The 21,541-nt window shown below is 62.8% G+C and carries 7 protein-coding genes; all 7 read left to right on the top strand.

All coding sequences use genetic code 11. From position 1 onward, the window contains the following. The first annotated feature begins 41 nt into the window (after positions 1 to 41). A complete protein-coding gene (locus METLW4_RS0119920) occupies positions 42 to 1,283 on the top strand; it encodes a PepSY-associated TM helix domain-containing protein (RefSeq protein WP_018267994.1) in 1,242 nt (413 codons plus the stop codon). 329 nt (positions 1,284 to 1,612) lie between these two features. Then, positions 1,613 to 1,837 (top strand): MbtH family protein, encoded by a 225-nt coding sequence (locus METLW4_RS0119915; RefSeq protein ID WP_018267993.1) that lies wholly within the window; start codon positions 1,613 to 1,615, stop codon positions 1,835 to 1,837. Between the two features lie 88 nt (positions 1,838 to 1,925). After that, positions 1,926 to 2,819 (top strand): cupin-like domain-containing protein, encoded by an 894-nt coding sequence (locus METLW4_RS0119910; protein ID WP_018267992.1) that lies wholly within the window; start codon positions 1,926 to 1,928, stop codon positions 2,817 to 2,819. A gap of 52 nt (positions 2,820 to 2,871) precedes the next feature. After that, entirely contained in the window at positions 2,872 to 11,559 is an 8,688-nt protein-coding gene (locus METLW4_RS25485; protein WP_018267991.1) for a non-ribosomal peptide synthetase, read from the top strand. A 47-nt stretch (positions 11,560 to 11,606) separates the two neighbouring features. Then, a complete protein-coding gene (locus METLW4_RS25480) occupies positions 11,607 to 14,984 on the top strand; it encodes a non-ribosomal peptide synthetase (protein WP_018267990.1) in 3,378 nt (1,125 codons plus the stop codon). Further along, the gene (locus METLW4_RS0119895) at positions 14,977 to 16,575 is read left to right on the top strand and encodes an MBL fold metallo-hydrolase (protein ID WP_026191663.1); all 1,599 of its coding nucleotides are present in this window, start codon (positions 14,977 to 14,979) and stop codon (positions 16,573 to 16,575) included. The genes METLW4_RS25480 and METLW4_RS0119895 overlap by 8 nt, the downstream gene beginning before the upstream one ends. Before the next feature lie 32 nt (positions 16,576 to 16,607). After that, the coding region (locus METLW4_RS25475) for a non-ribosomal peptide synthetase (RefSeq protein ID WP_018267988.1) at positions 16,608 to 21,541 on the top strand (4,934 nt) is incomplete at its 3' end.

Raw genomic sequence — 21,541 nt, 5'->3', positions numbered from 1 at the left:
CGCCGAGCGTCGGACCCGCCCTCCAGAGAGGAGGAAGAGGCTTGCGCGGCTTTTTCGTTTTCCTGCATCGCTGGGCCGGGCTGGCCATGGCGGCGTTTCTCGTCGTCGTCGGCCTGACCGGCAGCCTGCTCGCCTTCAACACGGAGCTGGAGCGCGTCTTCGCGCCCCAGCTCTTCGCGACGCCGCGGATCGATGCGCCGCCGCTCGGACTCGCGGCGCTGGCGTCACGCGCCGAGGCGCAAGTCCCGCAGGGCCGCGTGATCTCCGTCACCTATGCGGAGCCCGATCAAGTCTCGATCTCCTTCGCCCCGCGGCAGAATCCGCAGACGCAGGCGCCATATGATCTCGGCTTCACGGAATTCTTCGTGGATCCATGGACCGGCGCGGAGCTCGGCCGACGCAGGCGCGCCGATCTCTCCGAAGGCCTCGTCAATCTCATGCCCTTCATCTACGATCTGCACTGGCGTCTCATGCTGGGCGTCGCCGGCCAGCTGATATTGGGGATCGTCGCGACGATCTGGACGCTCGATTGCTTCGTGGCCTTCTATCTGACCTTTCCGCCCACGACGAAATCCTTTGTGCGGCGCTGGAAGCCGGCTTGGCTCGTCAAGCGCAACGCCGGCTTCTATCGCCTGAATTTCGATCTCCACCGCGCGGGCGGCCTCTGGCTATGGGCGGCGCTGTTCGTCTTCGCCTGGTCGAGCGTGATGATGAACTTGCGACCCTTCGTCTATGAGCCGGTGATGCGGTCTCTGTTCGACTTCCACTCGTCGCTCGATCTCTATCTGGCCTTGCCGAAGCGCGCGTACCGGCCGCCCATGCTCGACTGGCGCGCGGCGCAGGAGACCGGCGAGCGGCTCATCGCCGAGCAATCGGCCATTCGCGGCTTCGCGATCGGCAAAGCCTTGGCGCTGTCCTATCTGGAAGAGGCGAACGCCTATATTTACGAGGTCCGCGGCGGGCGGGATCTCTTCGAGCGCTCGCCGAAAGGCGGCGGCACATATGTGATGCTCGACGGCGACGACGGCCATTTGATCGAGGCGTCCGAGCCCACGGGCGAGCATGTCGGCAACACGATCGAGAGCTGGCTCTACGCGCTGCATATGGCGCGCATATTCGGTCTGCCCTACAGGCTCTTCGTTTGCGCGCTCGGCCTCGCGCTCACGGCGCTGTCGGCGACCGGCGTCTATATCTGGTGGAAAAAGCGAGGAGCCCGTCGCTTTCATGCGCGACGCGATTCGGCCGAGGCGCCGAAATCCGCCGCGCTCCGGTCCTCGGAATAGCGCGCCTCGCGAGCGGCGCATCGGCAGGCTCGGCGATCGTGAGCGGGCGTCTGCGCGCGCTCTCCGCACGCTGCGATCGGGAGCGTGATCCAATCCGACGAGAAGCCTCGGACGCGCGGTCGCGCTATTCGCCGCGAGGCGATGCGTCTCGACGTGCTTCGCGCGACCTTTCGGCGAGCGACGCCGGTCGGCGATGAGCCCCGCTGGTCCAAGAAGCAGTTTCTGAAATTTTCATTGGCGTGTTTTGCGAGGCCGATCCGTCTAGCTTTGTGGAACGAGCAGAATGCGATCTCGGCGTTCTGCGAGACTGCAACGAGAGGAGCCGGCTCATGGATCGGGACGAAGAGGATCGCACGATCTACACGGTCGTGATCAATCACGAAGAGCAATATTCGATTTGGCCGGATTACAAGGCCATTCCAGCCGGGTGGCGCGCCGTTGGCAAAACGGGTCCGAAAGCGGAGTGTCTCGCCTACATCAAAGAAGTGTGGACGGACATGCGTCCCTTGAGCTTGCGCCGGCAAATGGCCGAAGCTCAGACGGCTGCCTCCTGAGCCTGTCTCATCGTCGTGCGGCGAGATCGCGTTTCGGCGCGCTCTCGCGAGACGCGCGATCGTAAAAAATCAAAGAGCGGGAGCGGGAATGTCGAAGCCCTACGGCGTCGCAGAGCTGGATCGTCTGTCGCCTGACGATTTCGTGAAATTCTACATTCGTCCCGCGCGGCCGGTGGTCGTGAGAGGCGCTCTGAAAGAATGCGCGGCTCTCTCCGATTGGACCTTCGATCATCTTCGTCGTCGGGCCGGCGACTTGAAGACGCCGCTGAAGGAATGGACCGCATCCGGCGTCAAAATCTCTCATATGCCGCTCGCTGATTATCTCGACAGCTTGGAGCTCTATGAGAGACGCCTGGCGGCGGGGGAGCCCGATGGCGCGAGGCCGCTCTATCTGCACGACATTCCTTTGACCAGCGTGCTTCGTGACGCGAGCGCCGATCTCGCGGCCTTTCCTCGAAGCTATTTTCCGTCGTGGTACGGCGCCGACTGGCCAAAATTCGCGCAGATGTTTCTCGGACCGTCGGCGAGCCTCACGCCACTGCATTTCGACTGTCTTCTGACTCACAATTTGTTCTTTCAAATCTCCGGTCGGAAGCGCTTCACCCTATTCCCCCACGACGATCTGCAACGCTGCTATCCTTATAATTGGCGCTGGTGCAGCGTAGACGTGGAAAATCCCGATCATGAGCGCTATCCGCTCTACCGCGATGCGCGCGGCGTCGAGATCGTGGTCGGTCCCGGCGATCTGCTCTACATGCCGCCCGGCACGCTGCATCATGTCAGAAGCCTCGATTGCGCCCTGTCCTTCAACGTCGATTGGCACACGAAAGACAGCGCTCTGAAGGGCCTGCTGGCGGCGATGCGCGGCATGCCTCTCCAGAACGTCTACTACAATGCGCTGATCGCTTTCGGCATGTGGGCCGGCGTCCCGCCCAAGCGCGTCATGCCCTTCTACAAATCCTATCTCAGCTACGTGTCGTGACCGATCGGCGCGTCGCGTCACGATCGGGAAAGTGCAAAGGAAACGGCGAAAAATGGCGATCGTTCTCGATGGCGTCCGCAGGACCGACCTTCCTCTCGCCGCCCGCAATCTCGTCGATCTGTTGCGCATTCGCGCCGCCGAGCAGGGGACGAAGCCGGGCTATGTCTTTCTCGACGACGGCGAGAGAGAAGGCGCGCGTCTGAGCTATGGCGATCTCGATCGCAGAGCGCGTGCGATCGCGACGCATTTGACCGCGCTGGGGCTGACCCGCGAGCGCGCTCTGCTGCTGTATCCGCCGGGCCTCGATTATATCGAGGCCTTTTTCGGCTGCCTCTACGCGGGCGTTGTCGCCGTCCCCGCCTATCCGCCTTCCGGCCGGCATTTGCAAAGGCTGCAATCGATATTCCGCGACGCGCGACCGGCCGCGATCTTGACGACGGAGGCGTTGCGCCAACGGTTCGAGAACGAGGCCGGCGAGCAATCGGCGCGAATTCCTTGCCCCTGGGCGGCGACCGACGTGATCTCCTCCGAACAGGCGGAAGCGTGGCGCGCTCATGCGCCGCAGCCGGATCAGATCGCCTTTCTGCAATATACGTCGGGCTCGACCGGCGATCCCCGCGGCGTGATGGTCACGCACGCCAATCTCATCAGCAACCAGGCGCTCATCGAGAAGAGCTTCGGACATGACGAGCGCTGCGATCTCGTCGGATGGTTGCCGCTCTATCACGACATGGGACTGATCGGGAATATTCTCCAGCCGCTCTATATCGGCGCGACCGCCTATCTGATGTCGCCCATGGCGTTCCTCGAAAAGCCGCTGCGTTGGCTGAAGGCGATCTCCGCCTATCGAGCGCATACGAGCGGCGGTCCGAATTTCGCCTTCGATCTTTGTGCGCGCAAGATAAAGGACGAAGACAAGCGCGATCTCGATTTGAGCCATTGGCGCATTGCGTTCAGCGGCGCCGAGCCGGTGCGCGCGTCCACGTTCGATCGCTTCGCTCGAGCTTTCGCGGGCGCCGGCTTTCGGCGTGACAGCTTCTATCCCTGCTACGGGCTCGCGGAGGCGACGCTGGTGGCGACGGCGCCGACGCATCGCCGGCCGCTACCGATTATCGAAGTGGATCGGCAGGCGTTGGAGGCGCGCCGCATCGTCCCGTCGCAAGGCGCCAAATCCACGGCCGTCGTCGGCTGCGGCCACGGCTGGCCGGGATATGAAGTCAAAATCGTCGACCCCGAGTCGACGAAGCTCTGCGCCCCGGGTGAAGTCGGCGAAATTTGGATCGCGGGACCAGGCGTTGCGCAGGGCTATTGGAACAGGCCGGACGATACGGCGCGCGTCTTCGGCGCGACGATCGCCGGAGGGAATGGGCGCGCCTATCTGCGGACGGGCGATCTCGGCTTCATGGAGCAGAGCGAGATTTTCGTCGCCGGCCGCCTCAAGGATCTGATCATCGTCGCCGGCCGAAATTTTCATCCGCAAGACATAGAATGCGTCATCGATGAGCAGATCGACGGATTGCGACGCGGCTGCACGGCGGCCTTCTCTGCGACCATCGACGATCGAGAAGCTCTCATTGTCGTGGCGGAGCCGGATCGATCATTCTTGGCGGCTCTGGAAAATGGCGGCGGCGACGCGCTGCTTCGCAAGATCAGCGCTTGCGTCGCCAATGAGGTCGATATCGAGCCGACCGATATCTTGCTCGTGCAGCCCGGCTCGGTTCCCAAGACGTCGAGCGGCAAGCTTCGGCGGGCGGAGTGTCGACAACGCTATTTATCAGGAGATCTGCGGACATTGGCCCGCACGCATCTCTCTGCGCCGCCGGCCGCGGCGGAGCGAGCGGCGCCGGCCGAGGCGTTCCTGCGCGAGGCGCTCTCCTATCTGGCGCCGGCGCAAAAGGCCGCGCTTCTCACGCGCTTTCTCATTTCCAGAGTGGCGCGATCACTGGGGGCGCCGGAAAGCGATTTCGACGCCGCCAGCTCGCTTTCTCGAAGCGGACTTTCGTCGCTGCGGGCGATCGAGGTGAAGCATTCACTGGATTCCGTGCTCGGAATCGAAACGCCGATCGGGATTTTGCTCTCGGATGCGAGCTTTGCGGAAGCAGCCGAAGCGCTCGCCGGGCTCGCTGACGATGACGCATCGACGGCGCGCGAGGCGGCGCGCACGCCAGACCCACGGGCTCTATCCTACAGCCAGCGCGCTATCTGGACCGTCCATCGGCTCGATGCGGCGAGCAGCGCCTATAATCTGCATCTCGCGCTCGATATCGACGAGACGTTGGACTTCGACTGCTTCCGCCGGGCGCTGTCATTGCTCGTCGAGCGCCATGCGCAGCTTCGCACCGTCTATCGCTCCGGCTCGGACGGCGTCGGTCAGGAAGCGCTTCCCCTCGAAGCTCTGGCCGATCGGCTGCGCCTGGAGGATGCGACGGCCTGGACGGCGACCGAGCTGAATGGCGCGCTGTCGCGAGAAGCCCAACGTCCGTTCGATCTCGACGCGCAGGCTCCGTTTCGGATCATCCTCTATCGTCGGGGCGACGGCGGCTCGACTCTCCTATTCGTCGCACATCACATCGCTGTCGATTTGTGGTCGTTGCTGCTCCTGATCTCGCAGCTCGACGCCGCCTATTGCACCTTGGAGGCGGGAGGCCGCTTTGCTCCGCCCACGAGCGGGGAATATGGCGCATTCGTTCGTCGTGAAGCGAATTATCTCGCATCGTCCGCCGCCGAAAGGGATTGGAGCTATTGGCGCGACCAGCTTAGCGGCCCCTTGCCTTCGCTCGAATTGCCGACGGATTTTCCGCGCCCCTCCATTCCCGATTACGTCGGAGGATCGGCGCCGCTGCGGCTCGACAGAGAGACGACACATAGGCTGAAGGAGCGGGCCAAACGCGAGGGCGTAAGTCTGTTTTCGCTGCTGCTCGCCGCTTATTTCGCGCTTCTTCATCGCGTCACCGGACAGTCCGACCTCGTCGTCGGCGCTCCCACGAGCGGCCGCTTGGGCTCGGAGACGGTCGGACTCGTCGGAAATTGCGTCAATCCAGTCGCGCTGCGGGTGCGGGCGCAATCACAAGACAGCTTCGACGATCTTCTGCATAGGACGCATGCGACGGTGCGAGGCGCGCTCCGGCATCAGCAATTCCCATTTCCGCTGATCGTCGAACGTCTTCAGCCCGAACGCAATGAAAGCCAATGGCCGATCTACCAGAGCTGGTTCGTTCTCCAACAGGCGCAAGCGGAAGCGCCGGCGGATTTCGCCGCTCTCGCGCTCGGCGAGGATGGGGCTCCCTTCTCATTTTGCGGGCGTAGAGCGCGATCGTCGCGCCTGCGTGAACGTGTGCAAATGTTCGACCTCGCGGTGATGGCGGCCGAGGTCGGCGAGGAATTGCTGCTGTCGTTTCAGTTCGAGACGCAGCTGTTCACCGCAACCACGATCGAGCGCTTGACGCGCCGGTATCATGCGCTGCTCGCCGGCGTTCTGGACGATCCGCAGGCGCGCATCGGCGATCTTCCCTTCTTGGAAGAGGCGGAACGCCGTGAGCTTCTGCTAGATTGGAACGACACATCGGCGGAGTTTCCGCATGATTTGTGCATCCACGAGCTGTTCGAGGCGCAGGCGCAGCGCACGCCAGACGCCGTGGCCGCGATCTTCGGCGAAGACGCTCTCACCTATGGCGAATTGAACGCGCGAGCGAGCCGGCTGGCGCGTTATCTCATCGGTCTCGGCGTCGGGCCGGAGACGATCGTCGGCCTTTGTGTCGAGCGCTCGCTGGAGATGGTGGTCGCTTTGCTCGGCGTGTTGAAGGCGGGCGGCGCCTATCTGCCGCTCGATCCAGACTATCCGGCGGAGCGTCTCGCCTACATGATCGCGGATGCGTCGCCGCGTCTCGTGCTGACGCAGGAACGTCTGGCGGAGCGCCTTCCTGCGGGAACGCCGATCCTGCGGCTCGATGCGGATCGGGAGCAGTTCGAAAGCGCGAGCGCCGAGGCGCTCGGCCGTCGCGCCGCGCCGCAGAATCTCGCCTATGTCATCTACACTTCGGGCTCCACGGGAAAGCCCAAGGGCGTCGCCGCGCCGCATCACGGCGTGGTCAACCGCGTCGATTGGATGCAGAAGCGCTATGGCCTGACCGCCGAGGATACGGTCCTGCAGAAGACGCCATTGGGCTTCGATGTTTCGGCATGGGAGCTGTTCTGGCCGCTGCAGGCCGGCGCGCGTCTCGCGCTCGCCGCGCCAAACGATCATCGCGAGCCGGCGCGCCTGGCGGAGCTCATCCAGCGCCATAGCGTCACGACACTGCATTTCGTGCCGTCGATGCTGCGCGCATTCATGAGCGTCGTCGACATGGCCCCGCTCGGATCGCTGCGCCGCGTGATATGCAGCGGCGAGGAGCTTCCCGCTGCGGCGGCGCAGAGCTTTCGCGCCGCGACGGCGGCGGAGCTTCACAATCTCTACGGCCCGACAGAAGCCTCGATCGACGTCAGCGCTTATCGATGCGCGCCGGACGACGCGACAGCGCTTTCGAGCGAAGAAAACACGACAGAGCGAGCGAAGCTGGAATCTCTGCGGCTCGATCCGAAGCGGAAAGGCTCTGGCGAGAGAGTGCCGATCGGCCGCCCGATCTCGAACATTCGGCTCTATATTCTCGATGCGGGCTTCGAGCCCGTCGCGGTCGGCGTCGCCGGCGAATTGTGCATCGGCGGCGTCGGGCTGGCGCGCGGCTATCTCGGCCGCGCGGATCTGACGGCCGAGCGTTTCGTCGCCAATCCTTTCGTCGCAGGGGAGCGCATGTATCGCACCGGCGATCTCGTGCGCTGGCGTCGGGACGGGAACATAGAGTTCCTCGGGCGGATCGATCATCAGGTGAAGATCCGGGGCTTTCGCATCGAGCTCGGAGAGATAGAGGCTGCGCTGCAGCGACGGCCGGATGTGCGCGATGCGGTTGCGGTCGCCTGGGCGGACGGCTCGGGCGACAAGCGGCTGGCGGCCTATGTGACAGGCGAGGGAGAGCTGGACTTCGAAGCGGTGAAGACGGCGCTACGGCGGGAGCTGCCGGATTATATGGTTCCGCAGCTATTCGTTCGCCTCGATGCGCTGCCGCTGACGGCGAGCGGCAAGCTGGACCGCAAGGCGCTGCCGGCGCCCGATCCCGACGCGCAATCGCGCCGGGACTATGCCGCGCCGCGCACGCCGACGGAAGAGACGCTGTGCCGCGTCTTCGCCGAAGTGCTCGGCGTCGAGCGCGTCGGCGTCGACGATGGCTTCTTCGCCCTCGGCGGCGACTCGATCCGAGCTATTCAGGCTGCGAGCAGGCTGAGGCAAGCCGGATATGAGCTGACGCCGCGTCAATTGTTCCAACATCCGACCGTGCGCCTGCTGGCGCCGGGGTTGACGCTCGGCGCAGAAGCCGCTCCGAAATCCGAGGCCGAACGCGCGCTCGCGCAATTCGCAGCCCCATTCGCTCTCGCGGAGCTGGAGCCGGACGAAATCGACGGCATCCTGCATCGACACGGCGATGTCGAAGATCTCTATCCGTTGACGCCGATGCAGGAAGGGATGCTCTTTCACGCCCTGTCTCAGACGGGGACGGGCCTCTATCATATGCAAGAACGCTATGAGATAAGAGGGCCGCTCGACGTCGAGGCTTTCGCTAGCGCTTGGCGCCGAGTGATCGGAAGGCACGCCGCCTTACGCACGTCGTTCGAATGGGATGTGAAGGCGCGCGCCCATCAGGTGGTTCACAGCCGCGTCGATTTGCCGGTCGACATCATCGACCTTCGACATTTATCCGATGCCGATCAATTGTCCTACATCGATCGATTGCTGAGCCGCGAACGCGAAGACGGATTCGATCTCTCGATCGCGCCGCTGATGCGCATAAAGATCATTCGCGTAGGAGACGATCGGCACATTTGCGTGCGCAGCTTCCATCACATCATCATGGACGACTGGTGCACATCTCCGCTGCTGCTCGACGTTCGCCGGCATTATGCCGCCGAGCTGAAGGGAGAGCCCGTCGACGTCGAGCCGCCAGGACAGTTCCGCGATTATATCGCCTGGCTGCGAACCAAGGACCTGGCGTCCGCGGAGAGCTTCTGGCGCCGCTATCTCGAGGGCTTTTCGGAGCCGACGCCGCTGGTGGGCGCCAGGGCGACAGAGGTCACAGCCGAGGCGGCCGCTTCCGTCGACGACGTCGTCGTGACCCTTTCGGCGGAAGATCGACGAAAGCTCGAAGAGCTCGCGCGCCGGCATCTCTTGACCGTCAACACCTTTGTCCAGGGCGCGCTCGCGCTGCTGCTCGGCCGATATGCCGATGTGGACGAGGTCGCGTTCGGCGTGACGGTCGCCGGCCGTCCGATCGATCTTCCGAGCTCAGAGACGGCATTGGGCCTGTTCATCAACGGCTTGCCATTGCGTGTGCGCATCCGGCCGGATCAGCCGATCATCGATTGGCTGAAAAAGATAATGACCAGCAATTTGGAGATGCGCCAGCACGAGTTCGTCTCTCAATCGATGATCCAGAGCTGGAGTTCCATCCCACGCGCCAACGCGCTCCTGTTCCAACATCTGCTCACTTTCGAGAACGCGCCGATCGACCCCAGCCTGCGCGGGGAAAAGGACATTCTCGATATCGATCTCCTGCAGCTTCGCGTTCACACCAACTATCCGCTCACCTTCGTCGCCATTCCAGGCGACACGCTCACGCTCCGCCTGACTTACGATCGCGAGCGGTTCGAGGCCTCGACGATCGGGCGCATGGCGACGCATTTTCAGCGCGCTCTCGAAGAATTGATCGCAAAGAGCGACGGGCGGGTCGGCGACGTACAGCTCCTGGCCCCCGCGGAACTTCGCCGAGCCGTCGTCGAATGGAATGACACGGATCATGACTATGGCGAGCCGCTCGATCTCGTGCAGCGCTTCGAGGCGCAAGCAGCGCGGCATCCAGACACCGTCGCCGCCGCCTGCGAGGGCGAGACGCTGACCTATCGAGCGCTCGATGAACGCACGAATCATATCGCGAGCGCATTGGTCGAGGCAGGAGTCGGACGAGACAGCCTCGTCGCCTTGTGGGACACGCGCGGGCTGAGCTTTTTGGCGGCTATGCTCGGCGTCTTCAAGGCCGGCGCGGCCTATCTGCCGCTCGATCCCGCCTATCCAGACGGACGGATCTTGCAAGTGCTGAAGGAAGCCGAGGTCGAATGGATCTTGGCCGGGACCGATCATCTCGAGCGAGCGAGCGCGCTCTGCGAGGCACTGGATGAGGCCGAACGGCCGCTTCTGATCGCGCCGATGACGAGCGGCGAAGCCACGACGACGAGATCGCCGCGCCGCAATGAGCCGCGAAATCTCGCTTTCGTCATCTTTACTTCCGGCTCCACCGGCAAGCCGAAAGGCGTGATGGTCGAGCATAGAGGCATGTTCAATAATCTGATCACGAAAGAACGCGCGCTGAATCTGACCGCGGATGACGTCATCGCGCAGACAGCGTCGCAATGCTTCGATATTTCCGTCTGGCAGTTCCTCACGGCGATCGCAATCGGCGCGCGGGTCGAGATATTCCCCGACGAAATCTCGCGCGATCCTCAACGGCTGCTCGAAGAGATCGATCGTCGCGGCGTCACTATTCTCGAAGCCGTGCCGTCGATGATCAAGGCGCTGCTCGATGTCGTGGAGGATGGCGAGCGACTGGCTCGGCTCCGCTGGCTTCTGCCTTGCGGGGAGGCCTTCACGCCGGAACTGTGCCGGCGCTTCATGGCGCGCTTTCCGAATATCCATCTTCTGAACGCCTATGGACCGGCGGAGTGCTCGGACGACGTATCCTATTATCCGATCGACGCGGCGCCCGAAGGCGACGACCTCAGCGTTCCGATCGGCAGGCCTGTCGACAACACGCAGATCTATATTTTGAATCGGCGCCTCGATTTGGCGCCGCCGGGCGTCGCCGGCGAAATCTGCGTCGGCGGCGTTCAGGTCGGCCGAGGCTATCTCCGTCGCCCGGAATTGACCGCGCAATCCTTCGTCCCCGATCCGTTCGGACCATCTGGCTCGATCCTTTATCGAACCGGCGATCTGGGACGCTACCGGCCGAACGGAGTCATTGAATTTCTGGGCCGCGCCGATCATCAGGTCAAGATTCGCGGACATCGGATCGAGCCGGGAGAGATCGAAGCCTGTCTCGTCACCCATCCGCTCGTTGAAGCAGCGTGTGTCGTCGCTCGTCGGCTGTCCAAGGGCGCGCATGGGCTGATCGCCTATGTGGTCGCGCCGCAGCTCGACGCGAGCGCTCTTCGTGAGCATGTGTTGCAGACGCTGCCGGACTTCATGGTTCCGAGCGCCTTCGTCTGCATGGACGCGCTGCCGCTCATCTCCAATGGCAAGGTCGACCGCGACAAATTGCCGGAGGTCGACGCCTTCGCCCATGTCTCGCGCGCCTATGTCGCGCCACGCAATGCGACCGAAGAAATCTTGTGCGAGATTTGGGCCGAGGCGCTGGAGACGCCGCGCGTCGGCGTCGAGGACAATTTCTTCGAGCTCGGCGGACATTCTCTTCTCGCGATTCGATTGCGTTCGCGCATTCGATCCGCCTTCGGAATCGAAATGCCTTTGCCTGTGGTGTTCGAGGCTTCGACAGTGGCCAAGCTCGCCGAGCGCGTGGAAGATCTTATTCTCGCCGACATCGAAGAGCTGAGCGACGCCGAAGCGTCTCGTCGCGCGCAGGAGATGGCGGAAGCTCGCGTCTGAGACGCGAGTCCTCCCTCGAGAAACGAGCCATTCGGAGCGACCGCCTCATGGACACGATCGAGATCGAAAACGAGCAGCAGAACAAAAAGGCGCGCCTTTCTCCGGGTCAGCGCGAGCTTCTCGAGCTCCGCTTGCGGGGCCGTTCTTCACTGAAGATATCTCGAGACCGCATCGCTCCTCGGGCGCCCGGCGACGATCCGCTGTCATACGGCCAAGAGCGCATCTGGTTTCAATGCCAAGTGTCGCCCAATCCGGCATTGTTCAACATAGCGCTACTGGCGCGCATCGAAGGAGCCCTCGATCCGGCAGCGCTGCAGTCGAGCCTGAGAGAAATTATTCGTCGTCACGAAGTGCTGCGCTCTGGTTTCGTGAGCGACTGCGGCGTTCCTCGGCTCTTTTACGCAAGCGATGCAGAATTCCCCTTCGAACGAACCGATCTGTGTCGCCTCGATGAGGAGGCGCAAAATAGAGAAGTTCAGGCATTGTCACACGTCGAGGCGCGGAAGCCTTTCGATCTCGATGCGCCGCCGCTGATGCGAGCGACCTTGCTGACCTTGGGCATCGAAAGGCATGTCTTGCTGCTGACGATCCATCACATCATTTGGGACGGATGGTCCAGCGGGCTGCTGATCCAGGAAATCGGGCGGCTCTATGAGGCTGCGATAAGGGGCGCGCCAAACCCGCTCGCGCCGCTGTCCGTGCAATATGGCGACTTTGCCGCCTGGCATCGTCGCCTAATGACGAGCGAGGCGGGCCGAAGGCAAATCGACCATTGGGCGCAAAGGCTCGCCGGACTTCCCGATTTGCTGGCGCTGCCGACCGACAGGCCGCGCGCGTCGACGCAAGGCAATCGCGGCTCGCGCTATTCCTGGACGCTGTCGCAAGAGGCTCTCGAGGGACTTACAAATCTCGCCAGAAGGATGAACACGACGCTGTTCGTCGTCTTGCTGTCGGCCTTCAAAACTCTGCTCTATCATTACAGCGGCCAGACGGACATCGCGGTCGGCACCACCATCGCATATCGCACGCATCCCGAACTCGAGCGGCTCGTAGGATTTTTCGCGAACGCTCTCGTTCTGCGCACGACGCTCGACGACAATCCGAGCTTCGAGACATTGCTCGCGCGTGTGCATGAGACCGCTGTCGACGCCCAATCGAATCAGGATGCGCCATTCGAAATGCTCGTCGAAAAATTGGCGACGAAGCGGTGCCTCGGTCACAATCCTCTGTTCCAAGTGGCGTTCGTTCACCACAATATCCCGATCGAGCGACTGTCGCTATCCGGTCTCGCGATCGACGTCGAGGAAGTGAGCACGGACTCGGCGATCTTCGATCTCGTTCTGCATGTCTTCAACGAGGCGCCGGGACTGCGGCTGCGTTTCGAGCATGATTTGGACCTCTTCGACGAAGAGACCATCGCCAGGATGGCGGCGCATTTCACAACTCTCGTCGACAATCTGCTGGCGTCTCCGACGACGCGCATCGCGGCGCTACGTCTCTCGGACGCGGCAGAATATTCGCAAATCGTCGCAATGTCCGAAGGCGCTTCGCTTCGTACAGTCGCGCCGGAGCTTATTCATCATTGGATCGGCCGAAATGCGCGTGCCGATCATGTCGCGGTGGCGACGGGCGATGCGACGATGACCTATGGCGAATTAGCCGTACGCGCAAATCAGATCGCGCATTGGCTGCAGCGGCTGGGCGTCGGCCCCGACGTGCCGGTGGGCGTGCTTCTCGAACCCTCGGTAGAGCTGGTCGCCGCGATCATCGGCGTGTCTAAGGCGGGCGGCGCCTTCGTGCCGCTTGATCCCGCCTATCCGCCCGGCCGGATCGACTATGTTCTATCCGATGCGCGGGCGGGCGCTCTGCTCACGACGCGGGAGCTGGCTTCGAATCTCGACCAGATTGCGGTTCCAATCGCAATTCTGGATCAGAATGTCCTCGGCTCAATGCCGGACCATCCTGTCATTTCGAACGTCGCGCCTGAAAACGTCGCCTATATCATCTACACGTCTGGCTCGACGGGCCGCGCGAAAGGCGTGATGGCGACGCATCGCAACGCCGTCGCCTCGACGCGCGCGCGCTTGGAGCGTTACGCGGAGCCTGTCGCCGGCTTCCTGCTCTTGTCGTCCATTTCCTTCGACAGCTCTTTGGCGGGGCTGTTCTGGACCTTGTCCCAGGGCGGCCGGCTGCATATCCCGTCCGAGAGGGTGCGGCGCGATCCGGGCGCGCTCATACGTCTCGTCGAGAGAGAGTCGGTCACGCATCTCCTATGTCTGCCGTCATTCTATTCCGCATTGCTGGAAGTGGCGACCCCGCAGGCCTGCGCATCGCTGCGATGCTGCGTCGTCGCCGGCGAGACTTGCAAGCGCGCTGTCGTCGACGCTCACTTTGCGACGCTGCCACACGCCGCTCTGTTCAATGAATATGGACCGACGGAATGCTCCGTGTGGAGCACGATTCATGAAATCGCCGAGCATGAGAACAGGGCGAGCCCCGTGAGCATAGGGGAGCCAATTCCCGGCGCCCGAGCTTATGTCGTCGGGCCGGATGGCGACCTATCGGCCGTGGGCCTTGCCGGCGAGCTCTATATCGGCGGTCCGGGCGTGACGCGAGGGTACCATGGCCAGCCGGAATTGACCGCTGAGAAATTCGTCCCAGACCCCTTCGGCCACGGCGGCGAACGACTCTACCGTACCGGCGACCGCGTAAAGCGCCGCCGGGACGGAGGACTCGAGTTTCTCGGACGCTTCGATGAGCAGATCAAGCTGCGCGGCTATCGCGTCGATCCTCGAGAAATCGAGGATGTGCTGTCGTCCCATCCCAATGTGTCCGAGGCAGTCGTGGTCGTGCGCGGGGAGAAGGGGGACGGCGCCAGGCTGATCGGCTATGTCGTCGCAAATGACGATTCGCGAGAGATCGAAGCCGCGTTGCGCCGGCATGTCGAGCAGAATCTGCCGGCCTTCATGGTCCCCGATGTCATCGTCGCTCTCCCCGCCTTGCCGCGGCTTCCGAATGGAAAAGTCGATCGTTCGGCGCTGTTCGAGCCGGCGACGGCCGCCACGGAACACACGCTGGAAAGCAAGGATCCCATCAGCGCTGTCGAATTTCTCCTCGCCGATATCTGGCGCGCCGTGCTCGGCGTCGAGGAGATCGGGCGCAACGACAACTTTTTCGATCTCGGCGGCAACTCGCTGTCTGCGATTCAAGTGGTCGCGCGCGCGCAGCAGCGGTTCGGCAAGGACATTCCGATCACGACGCTTTTCGAGGGAGGGACTCTCGGCGAGCTCGCCGCGGAGATCGAGGCGACCGCCGGCGCGGCCATCGACGAGACGCTGAGCTTTCTTCTCGCGGAGATCGACTCCACCGCTGATGCGCAGGCCGTCGCTCATGGGCTCGAAAAGGAAGGATCGCAGCATGTCTGACGAGATCCGCTACGCTCTCGCGGAGAGCGTATGTGTAGAGCCTTTGGTCGGACGATGGGTGGCGTGGCCCCATGTGATGTCTCCGGTCACGCAGAGTCTGCATCTTCTGAACTACCAGATCACGACGCTCGACTCCTATCTCGCGAATCCTGGAATTCACGAGACCTCTTGCCGCAATCCCAAGCTTTTGGGCGGCGCTTTCGTCGACGTCCCGACGTCGCGCCTAGCCGAGGTTCGCGACTTCTCGGCTAAGATGAAGGATGATTTTTCGGATAATCTCGCTTTCGCGCGCGCGCTGATCGCGTTTCACAATCGGCTCGTCAACGAAGCGAATGGCGAAAGCCTCGAGGGCTATTATCGACGGATTCCCGAACCGCTGCGTGGCTATGTCGAGCTTCTCTACGATTACTACAATCGACCGATCGTGCGGCCGCTCGAAGGGCTTCTCTACAAGAGCGGATATTATAAGAAGGAGGCCCAGTCGCTACGCCTGTTTCGTCAGGAGACCGACCTCGAGCGTCCCTATTATATGAGCACGCCGAGATTGCCAGGAGACGATTCTCTCGATTGGAACGTCGCTTTCGACGATCCCAAAATCGACGAGCTGTTCCGTCTGGAACAGGAGCCGAAATCCTTCGCCGAGATCAGATCCTTGCTGGACTCTCCGACGTCGCAGGACGCGAAGCTGCGAGCCATTTTGCGCGAGAGCGACGGCGCCATTCGAGCGCCATGGCGCGGCGATCGAATTCGCATTCGATACTTCGGGCACGCCTGCGTGCTCGTGGAGAGCGGAGGGGTTTCGATCCTCGTCGATCCGCTGATCGCGCCGCGTCCAGAGCGTCATGACGTGGAACGTTTCAGCTTTGGCGATCTGCCGGAGTGGATCGATTATGTTCTCATCACGCATGGGCACCACGATCATTTCGTCATCGAGACGTTACTGCGGTTGAGACGCAAGATCGGGACCCTCGTAGCGCCGAGGAGCTCGGGCGTTTTTTATGGCGATCTGTCGCTGACGCTGCTGGCGCGTCAGCTCGGGTTCTCGAATGTGCGGGAGGTCGATTGCCTCGATGAATTCGCCATTCCCAATGGCCGAATTGTCGCGGTTCCGTTCCTGGGGGAGCACAATGATCTGCCCTCCGCGAAAACGGCCTATTTTCTGCGCCTCGGAACGCGAAGCCTGCTCTTCGCCGCCGACTCCAATTGCCTGGTTTCGGAGATCTACGCGCATCTGCTTCGCGAGACGGGTCCCATCGACACTCTCTTCGTCGGAATGGAATGCGTCGGCGCGCCGTTGAATTGGGTCTATGGGCCGATTTTGCCGAACAAGCCCGATCATCGACATAGCCAGGGACGCCGCTCAAATGGGTGCAATTCCAACACCGCTCTGGAGCTCGCGCGCGCTGTGCGTTGTCGGCAGGCGTTCATCTATGCGGTCGGGCGCGAGCCATGGGTACGATATCTCCTCGCCCTCACTCCCGCCGAGGACGACGTCTACATGGCGGAGATCGCCAAGTATATTCGGTCGTTGAACGATGAAATGGGCGTCGACGCGAAGCTTCTCTTCGGCCGAACCGAAATCCTGATCTGACCGATTGAACACGCGAGTCTGGAAGAACGATAATGGCTGAGCTGATCGAGCGCCTGTCGCGCCTGTCTCCCGAAAAATTGCAGCTGTTGCGGACTCGAATGAACGAGGAGTCGGACAAGGAGCGGCCGATCGCGGCATATCGCGGCGCGAGGAAGCCGCTGTCCTATGCGCAACAGCGCCTATGGCTGCTCGATATTATTCAACCCGATAGCTCCGCCTATAATAACGCGGGCGCGTTTCGCTTTATCGGCTCGTTGAACATTGCGGCCCTTTCCTGGGCGGTGAACGCGATCGTGGCGCGGCACGAGACGCTGCGGACGCGCTTTTCCGTGGTCGATGGCGAAGCGACTCAGATCGTCGCGCCATCGCTGGAGATCGACTGTCCCCTCGTCGATCTGCGCGATCTCGAAACGGATGCGCGCGCCGCCGAGGCGCTTCGTCTCATCGAGCGGGAGACGCGTCGGCCCTTCGATCTGACGCAGGGGCCGCTTCTGCGCGTCCTCATCATCGATCTCGGCGTCGGCGAAGAGGCGCGCGAGCATCTCGTCGCCTTCACGCTGCATCATATCGTGTCCGACGGATGGTCGACCGACGTTCTGATGCGCGAGCTCGCAGCGCTCTATGAGGCGCGCGTCGCAGGCCGTCCGTCGCCGCTCCCGCCGCTTCCCATCCAATATGCCGATTACGCCGCCTGGCAGCGCGATTGGCTGCGCGGCGAGCGGTTGGAGCGGCAGCTCTCCTATTGGCGGCGGAGGTTGGCGGATGCGTCCATGGTTCTGGAGCTACCGACAGATCATCCGCGTCCGGCGGTTCAGGATTCCGCCGGCGGCGTGCATCGCTTCGTGATCCCGGCGGCGCTCGCGGATCGGCTGAAGAGCCTCGCTCGGGAGCAGGGCGCGACGCTGTTCATGGTATTGCTCGCGGCGTTTCAGCTTCTGTTGTCGCGCTACAGCGGGCAGAGCGACATTTGCGTCGGCGCGCCGACGGCCAATCGGCGACGGGTGGAGCTCGAGGGGCTGATCGGCTTTTTCGTCAACACGCTGGTTCTGCGCGCGGACCTCTCTGGCGATCCGAGCTTCGTCACGCTTTTGGAGCGGGTGCGCGAGGCGGCGCTGGGCGCGCAAGAGCATCAGGATCTTCCGTTCGAACGTCTGGTGGAGGAGCTGCGCCCGGCGCGCGACATGAGCCGCAGTCCTTTGTTTCAGGCGATGTTCGTCTCTCAGAATGCGCCGGCGCGGGCGTTTTCCTTGGCCGGCCTGCGGATCGAGAGTCTTACGGCGGACAGCGGAACGTCGAAATTCGATCTCACATTGGAAGTCGCCGAGGGCGAGGGCGCATTGAGCGCATCGATCGAATATGCGGCCGCTCTGTTCGAGCGGTCGACGATCGCGCGCATGGCGGATCATTATCGCAATCTGCTGGAAGCGATTGTCGCCGATCCGCGCGCTCGCATCGGAACGCTGCCGATGCTGAGCGGGCCCGAACGTCGGCGGCTGCTGATCGATTGGAACGACACATCGGCGGAGTTTCCGCATGACTTGTGCATCCACGAGCTGTTCGAGGCGCAGGCGCAGCGCACGCCCGACGCCGTGGCCGCGATCTTCGGCGAAGACGCTCTCACCTATGGCGAATTGAACGCGCGGGCGAGCCGGCTGGCGCGTCGTCTCGTCGGTCTCGGCGTCGGGCCAGAGACGATCGTCGGCCTTTGCGTCGAACGCTCGCTGGAGATGGTGGTCGCATTGCTCGGCGTGTTGAAGGCGGGCGGCGCCTATCTGCCGCTCGATCCAGACTATCCGGCAGAGCGTCTCGCCTACATGATCGCGGATGCGTCGCCGCGTCTCGTGCTGACGCAGGAGCGTCTCGCGGAGCGGCTTCCCGCGGGAACGCAAATCCTGCAGCTCGATGCGGATCGGGAGCAATTCGAAAGCGAGAGCGCCGAAGCGCTCGGCCGCCGCGCCGCGCCGCAGAATCTCGCCTATGTCATCTACACTTCGGGCTCCACGGGAAGACCCAAGGGCGTCGCCATAGCGCATGTCAGCACGGCCGCCATGCTGCATTGGGCGAAGGACATTTTCATTCGGCCCGGCGCATCCACGGTGCTGGCGTCGACGTCCTTGTGCTTCGACCTGTCGGTCTTCGAGCTGTTTTTGCCATTGAGCTTCGGCGGCGTCATTGTGATCGCGAAAAACGTGCTCGAGATCGCCGGCTTGAACGGACGCGAAGCGGCGCATGTGATCAATACGGTGCCGTCGGCTATGGCGGAACTCTCGAGGAGCGACGCGCTGCCGCCGTCCGTGCGAATCGTCAATCTCGCTGGCGAGCCTTTTCCGCCCGCTTTGGCCGAGGCTTTAGGACGCCGCGATCTCGATGGCGTGTTCAATCTCTACGGACCGTCGGAATGCACGACTTATTCCACCTACATTCGCTTGCAAGAGCAGGACTGGCGAAATCCGCCGATCGGCCGGCCGATCTCGAACACGCAAATCTTCCTTTTGGATGACGAGCGGGGGCCTGTTCCCGTGGGCGTCTCCGGGGAGCTCTATATCGGCGGCGCCGGGGTGGCGCGCGGATATCTCGGCCGACCGGACGTCACCGCCGAGCGCTTTGTCCCGAACCCCTTCGGCACGCCCGGAGAGCGAATGTATCGTACAGGCGATCTCGCGCGCTGGCGAGCAGACAGCAATATCGAATTCCTCGGGCGGATCGATCATCAGGTGAAGATCCGTGGCTTTCGCATCGAGCTCGGCGAGATCGAGATGGCGCTGCGACGTCTTCCTCTCGTGCGTGAGGCCGTAGCGCTCGCGCGCGCGGACGCTACGGGCGACCGGCGTTTGGCGGCTTATGTGACGGGTGACGGAGAGCTGGATATCGGCGCGGTGAAAACTGCGCTACGACGAGATCTGCCTGACTATATGATCCCTCGGCTGCTTATCCAGCTGAAAGCGATGCCGCTGACGGCCAGTGGCAAGCTCGACCGCAAGGCGCTGCCGGATCCTGATCCAGATGCGCGAGAGCGCCATGATTATGTCGCGCCGCGCACGCCGACGGAAGAGACGCTGTGCCGCGTCTTCGCAACTGTTCTCGGCGTCGAGCGCGTCGGCGTCGACGACAATTTCTTCGAGCTCGGCGGTCACTCGCTGAAAGCGATTCGCGTCATCGATCAGCTGCGCCGGCACGGCGTGCGCGCCGACGCTCGAATGCTTTTTATCGCGCCGACTCCGGCTGCTCTGGCGCGCGCCTCGGGCGTTCGGCCCGATGTGGCGGTTCCGCCAAATCTCATCCCGAGCGACGGCCACGAAATTACGCCGGAAATGGTGACGCTCGCGAGCCTTTCTCGAGCGGAGATCGATCGCATCGTTCGATCGGTTCCCGGCGGCGCCGCAAATATTCAGGACATCTATCCATTGGCGCCTCTGCAAGAGGGCATATTGTTTCACCATCTGATGAACGTCGACGGCGACCCTTATCTCATGCCGGTCCAGCTCGCCTTCCAGTCGCATGAGACGATGATGCGATTCATCGAGGCGCTGCGAGCGATGATCGAACGAAACGATGTGCTGCGCACAGCCATCGTGTGGGAAGGGCTATCAGAGCCGATGCAGGTCGTATGGCGCCATGCGACGCTGGGCGTCGACTATGTGAAGGTCGAGTCCGCCGTGGAAATGCGCGCGCGCTTCGATCCGCGCCGTATCCGTCTCGACGTCCGTACTGCGCCGCTGATGCAGGCCGTGGTCGCGCATGAGGAAGAGAAGAGCCGTTGGCTCCTTCTCCTTTTGACGCATCATCTTGCTTTGGACCACGCCACTCTCCAATTGCTCATGGAGGAGGCGCAGGCTCATCTGTCGGGGAGGACAAATCTGGCGTCGAAGCCGACGCCTTATCGAAATTTCGTGGCGCGCGCGCGCTTGGGTGTGAGCGCTTCGGCGCATGAAGCATTTTTTACATCACTGCTGGGCGATGTCAGCGAGCCGACGGCCCCCTTCGGGCTCATCGATATGCAAGGCGATGGCGTTATTATCGAGGCGAAGCTCGCGCTCGACGCTCGCCTCGCGCAGCGACTGAGGGACAGCGCCACAAATCTCGGCGTCAGCGCCGCGAGCCTGTTCCATCTCGCCTACGCACAAATGCTCGGGAAGCTGACGGGACGTCAGAATGTGGTCTTCGGCTCGGTGCTGCTCGGGCGGATGAGCGGCGGCGACAGCCTGGGGCTCGGGCTTTTCATCAATACTCTGCCGATGCGGATCGAGCTCGGGGACGGAAGCGTCGTCGACCGTGTGCGCAGCGCGCACATGTTGCTGGCAAGCTTGCTGGAGCATGAACATGCGTCGCTCACTTTGGCGCAGCGATGCAGCAAGGTGGCGGCGCCGACGCCATTGTTCTCTGCATTGCTGAACTACCGTCACAGCGAGTCGGACGAGGCCCGCTCATCCGCTTTCGAGGACGCCGAGCTGATCTTTGCGGACGAGCGCACGAATTACCCGCTCACGCTGTCTGTCGACGATTTCGGCGAGGGCTTTCTGCTCACAGTCCAAACGCTGGAATCCATCGATCCGGTAAAAATTTGCGATTACATGCGCGTTGTTCTCGACGGTCTCTCGAGCGCTCTCGAAAATGCGCCGGCCACGCCAATTCGGGCGCTCGATATTCTGAGCGAGGCGGAACGCCGTGAGCTTCTGCTAGATTGGAACGACACATCGGCGGAGTTTCCGCATGACTTTTGCATCCACGAGCTGTTCGAGGCGCAGGCGCAGCGCACGCCCGACGCCGTGGCCGCGATCTTCGGCGAAGACGCTCTCACCTATGGCGAATTGAACGCGCGAGCGAGCCGGCTGGCGCGTCGTCTCGTCGGTCTCGGCGTCGGGCCGGAGACGATCGTCGGCCTTTGCGTCGAGCGCTCGCTGGAGATGGTGGTCGCTTTGCTCGGCGTGTTGAAGGCGGGCGGCGCCTATCTGCCGCTCGATCCAGA

This window comes from Methylosinus sp. LW4, assembly GCF_000379125.1.
In the GTDB taxonomy this organism is placed as follows: domain Bacteria; phylum Pseudomonadota; class Alphaproteobacteria; order Rhizobiales; family Beijerinckiaceae; genus Methylosinus.
Note: the sequence above shows the minus strand (reverse complement) of the source record. Positions and strands in the feature narration are given on the sequence as shown.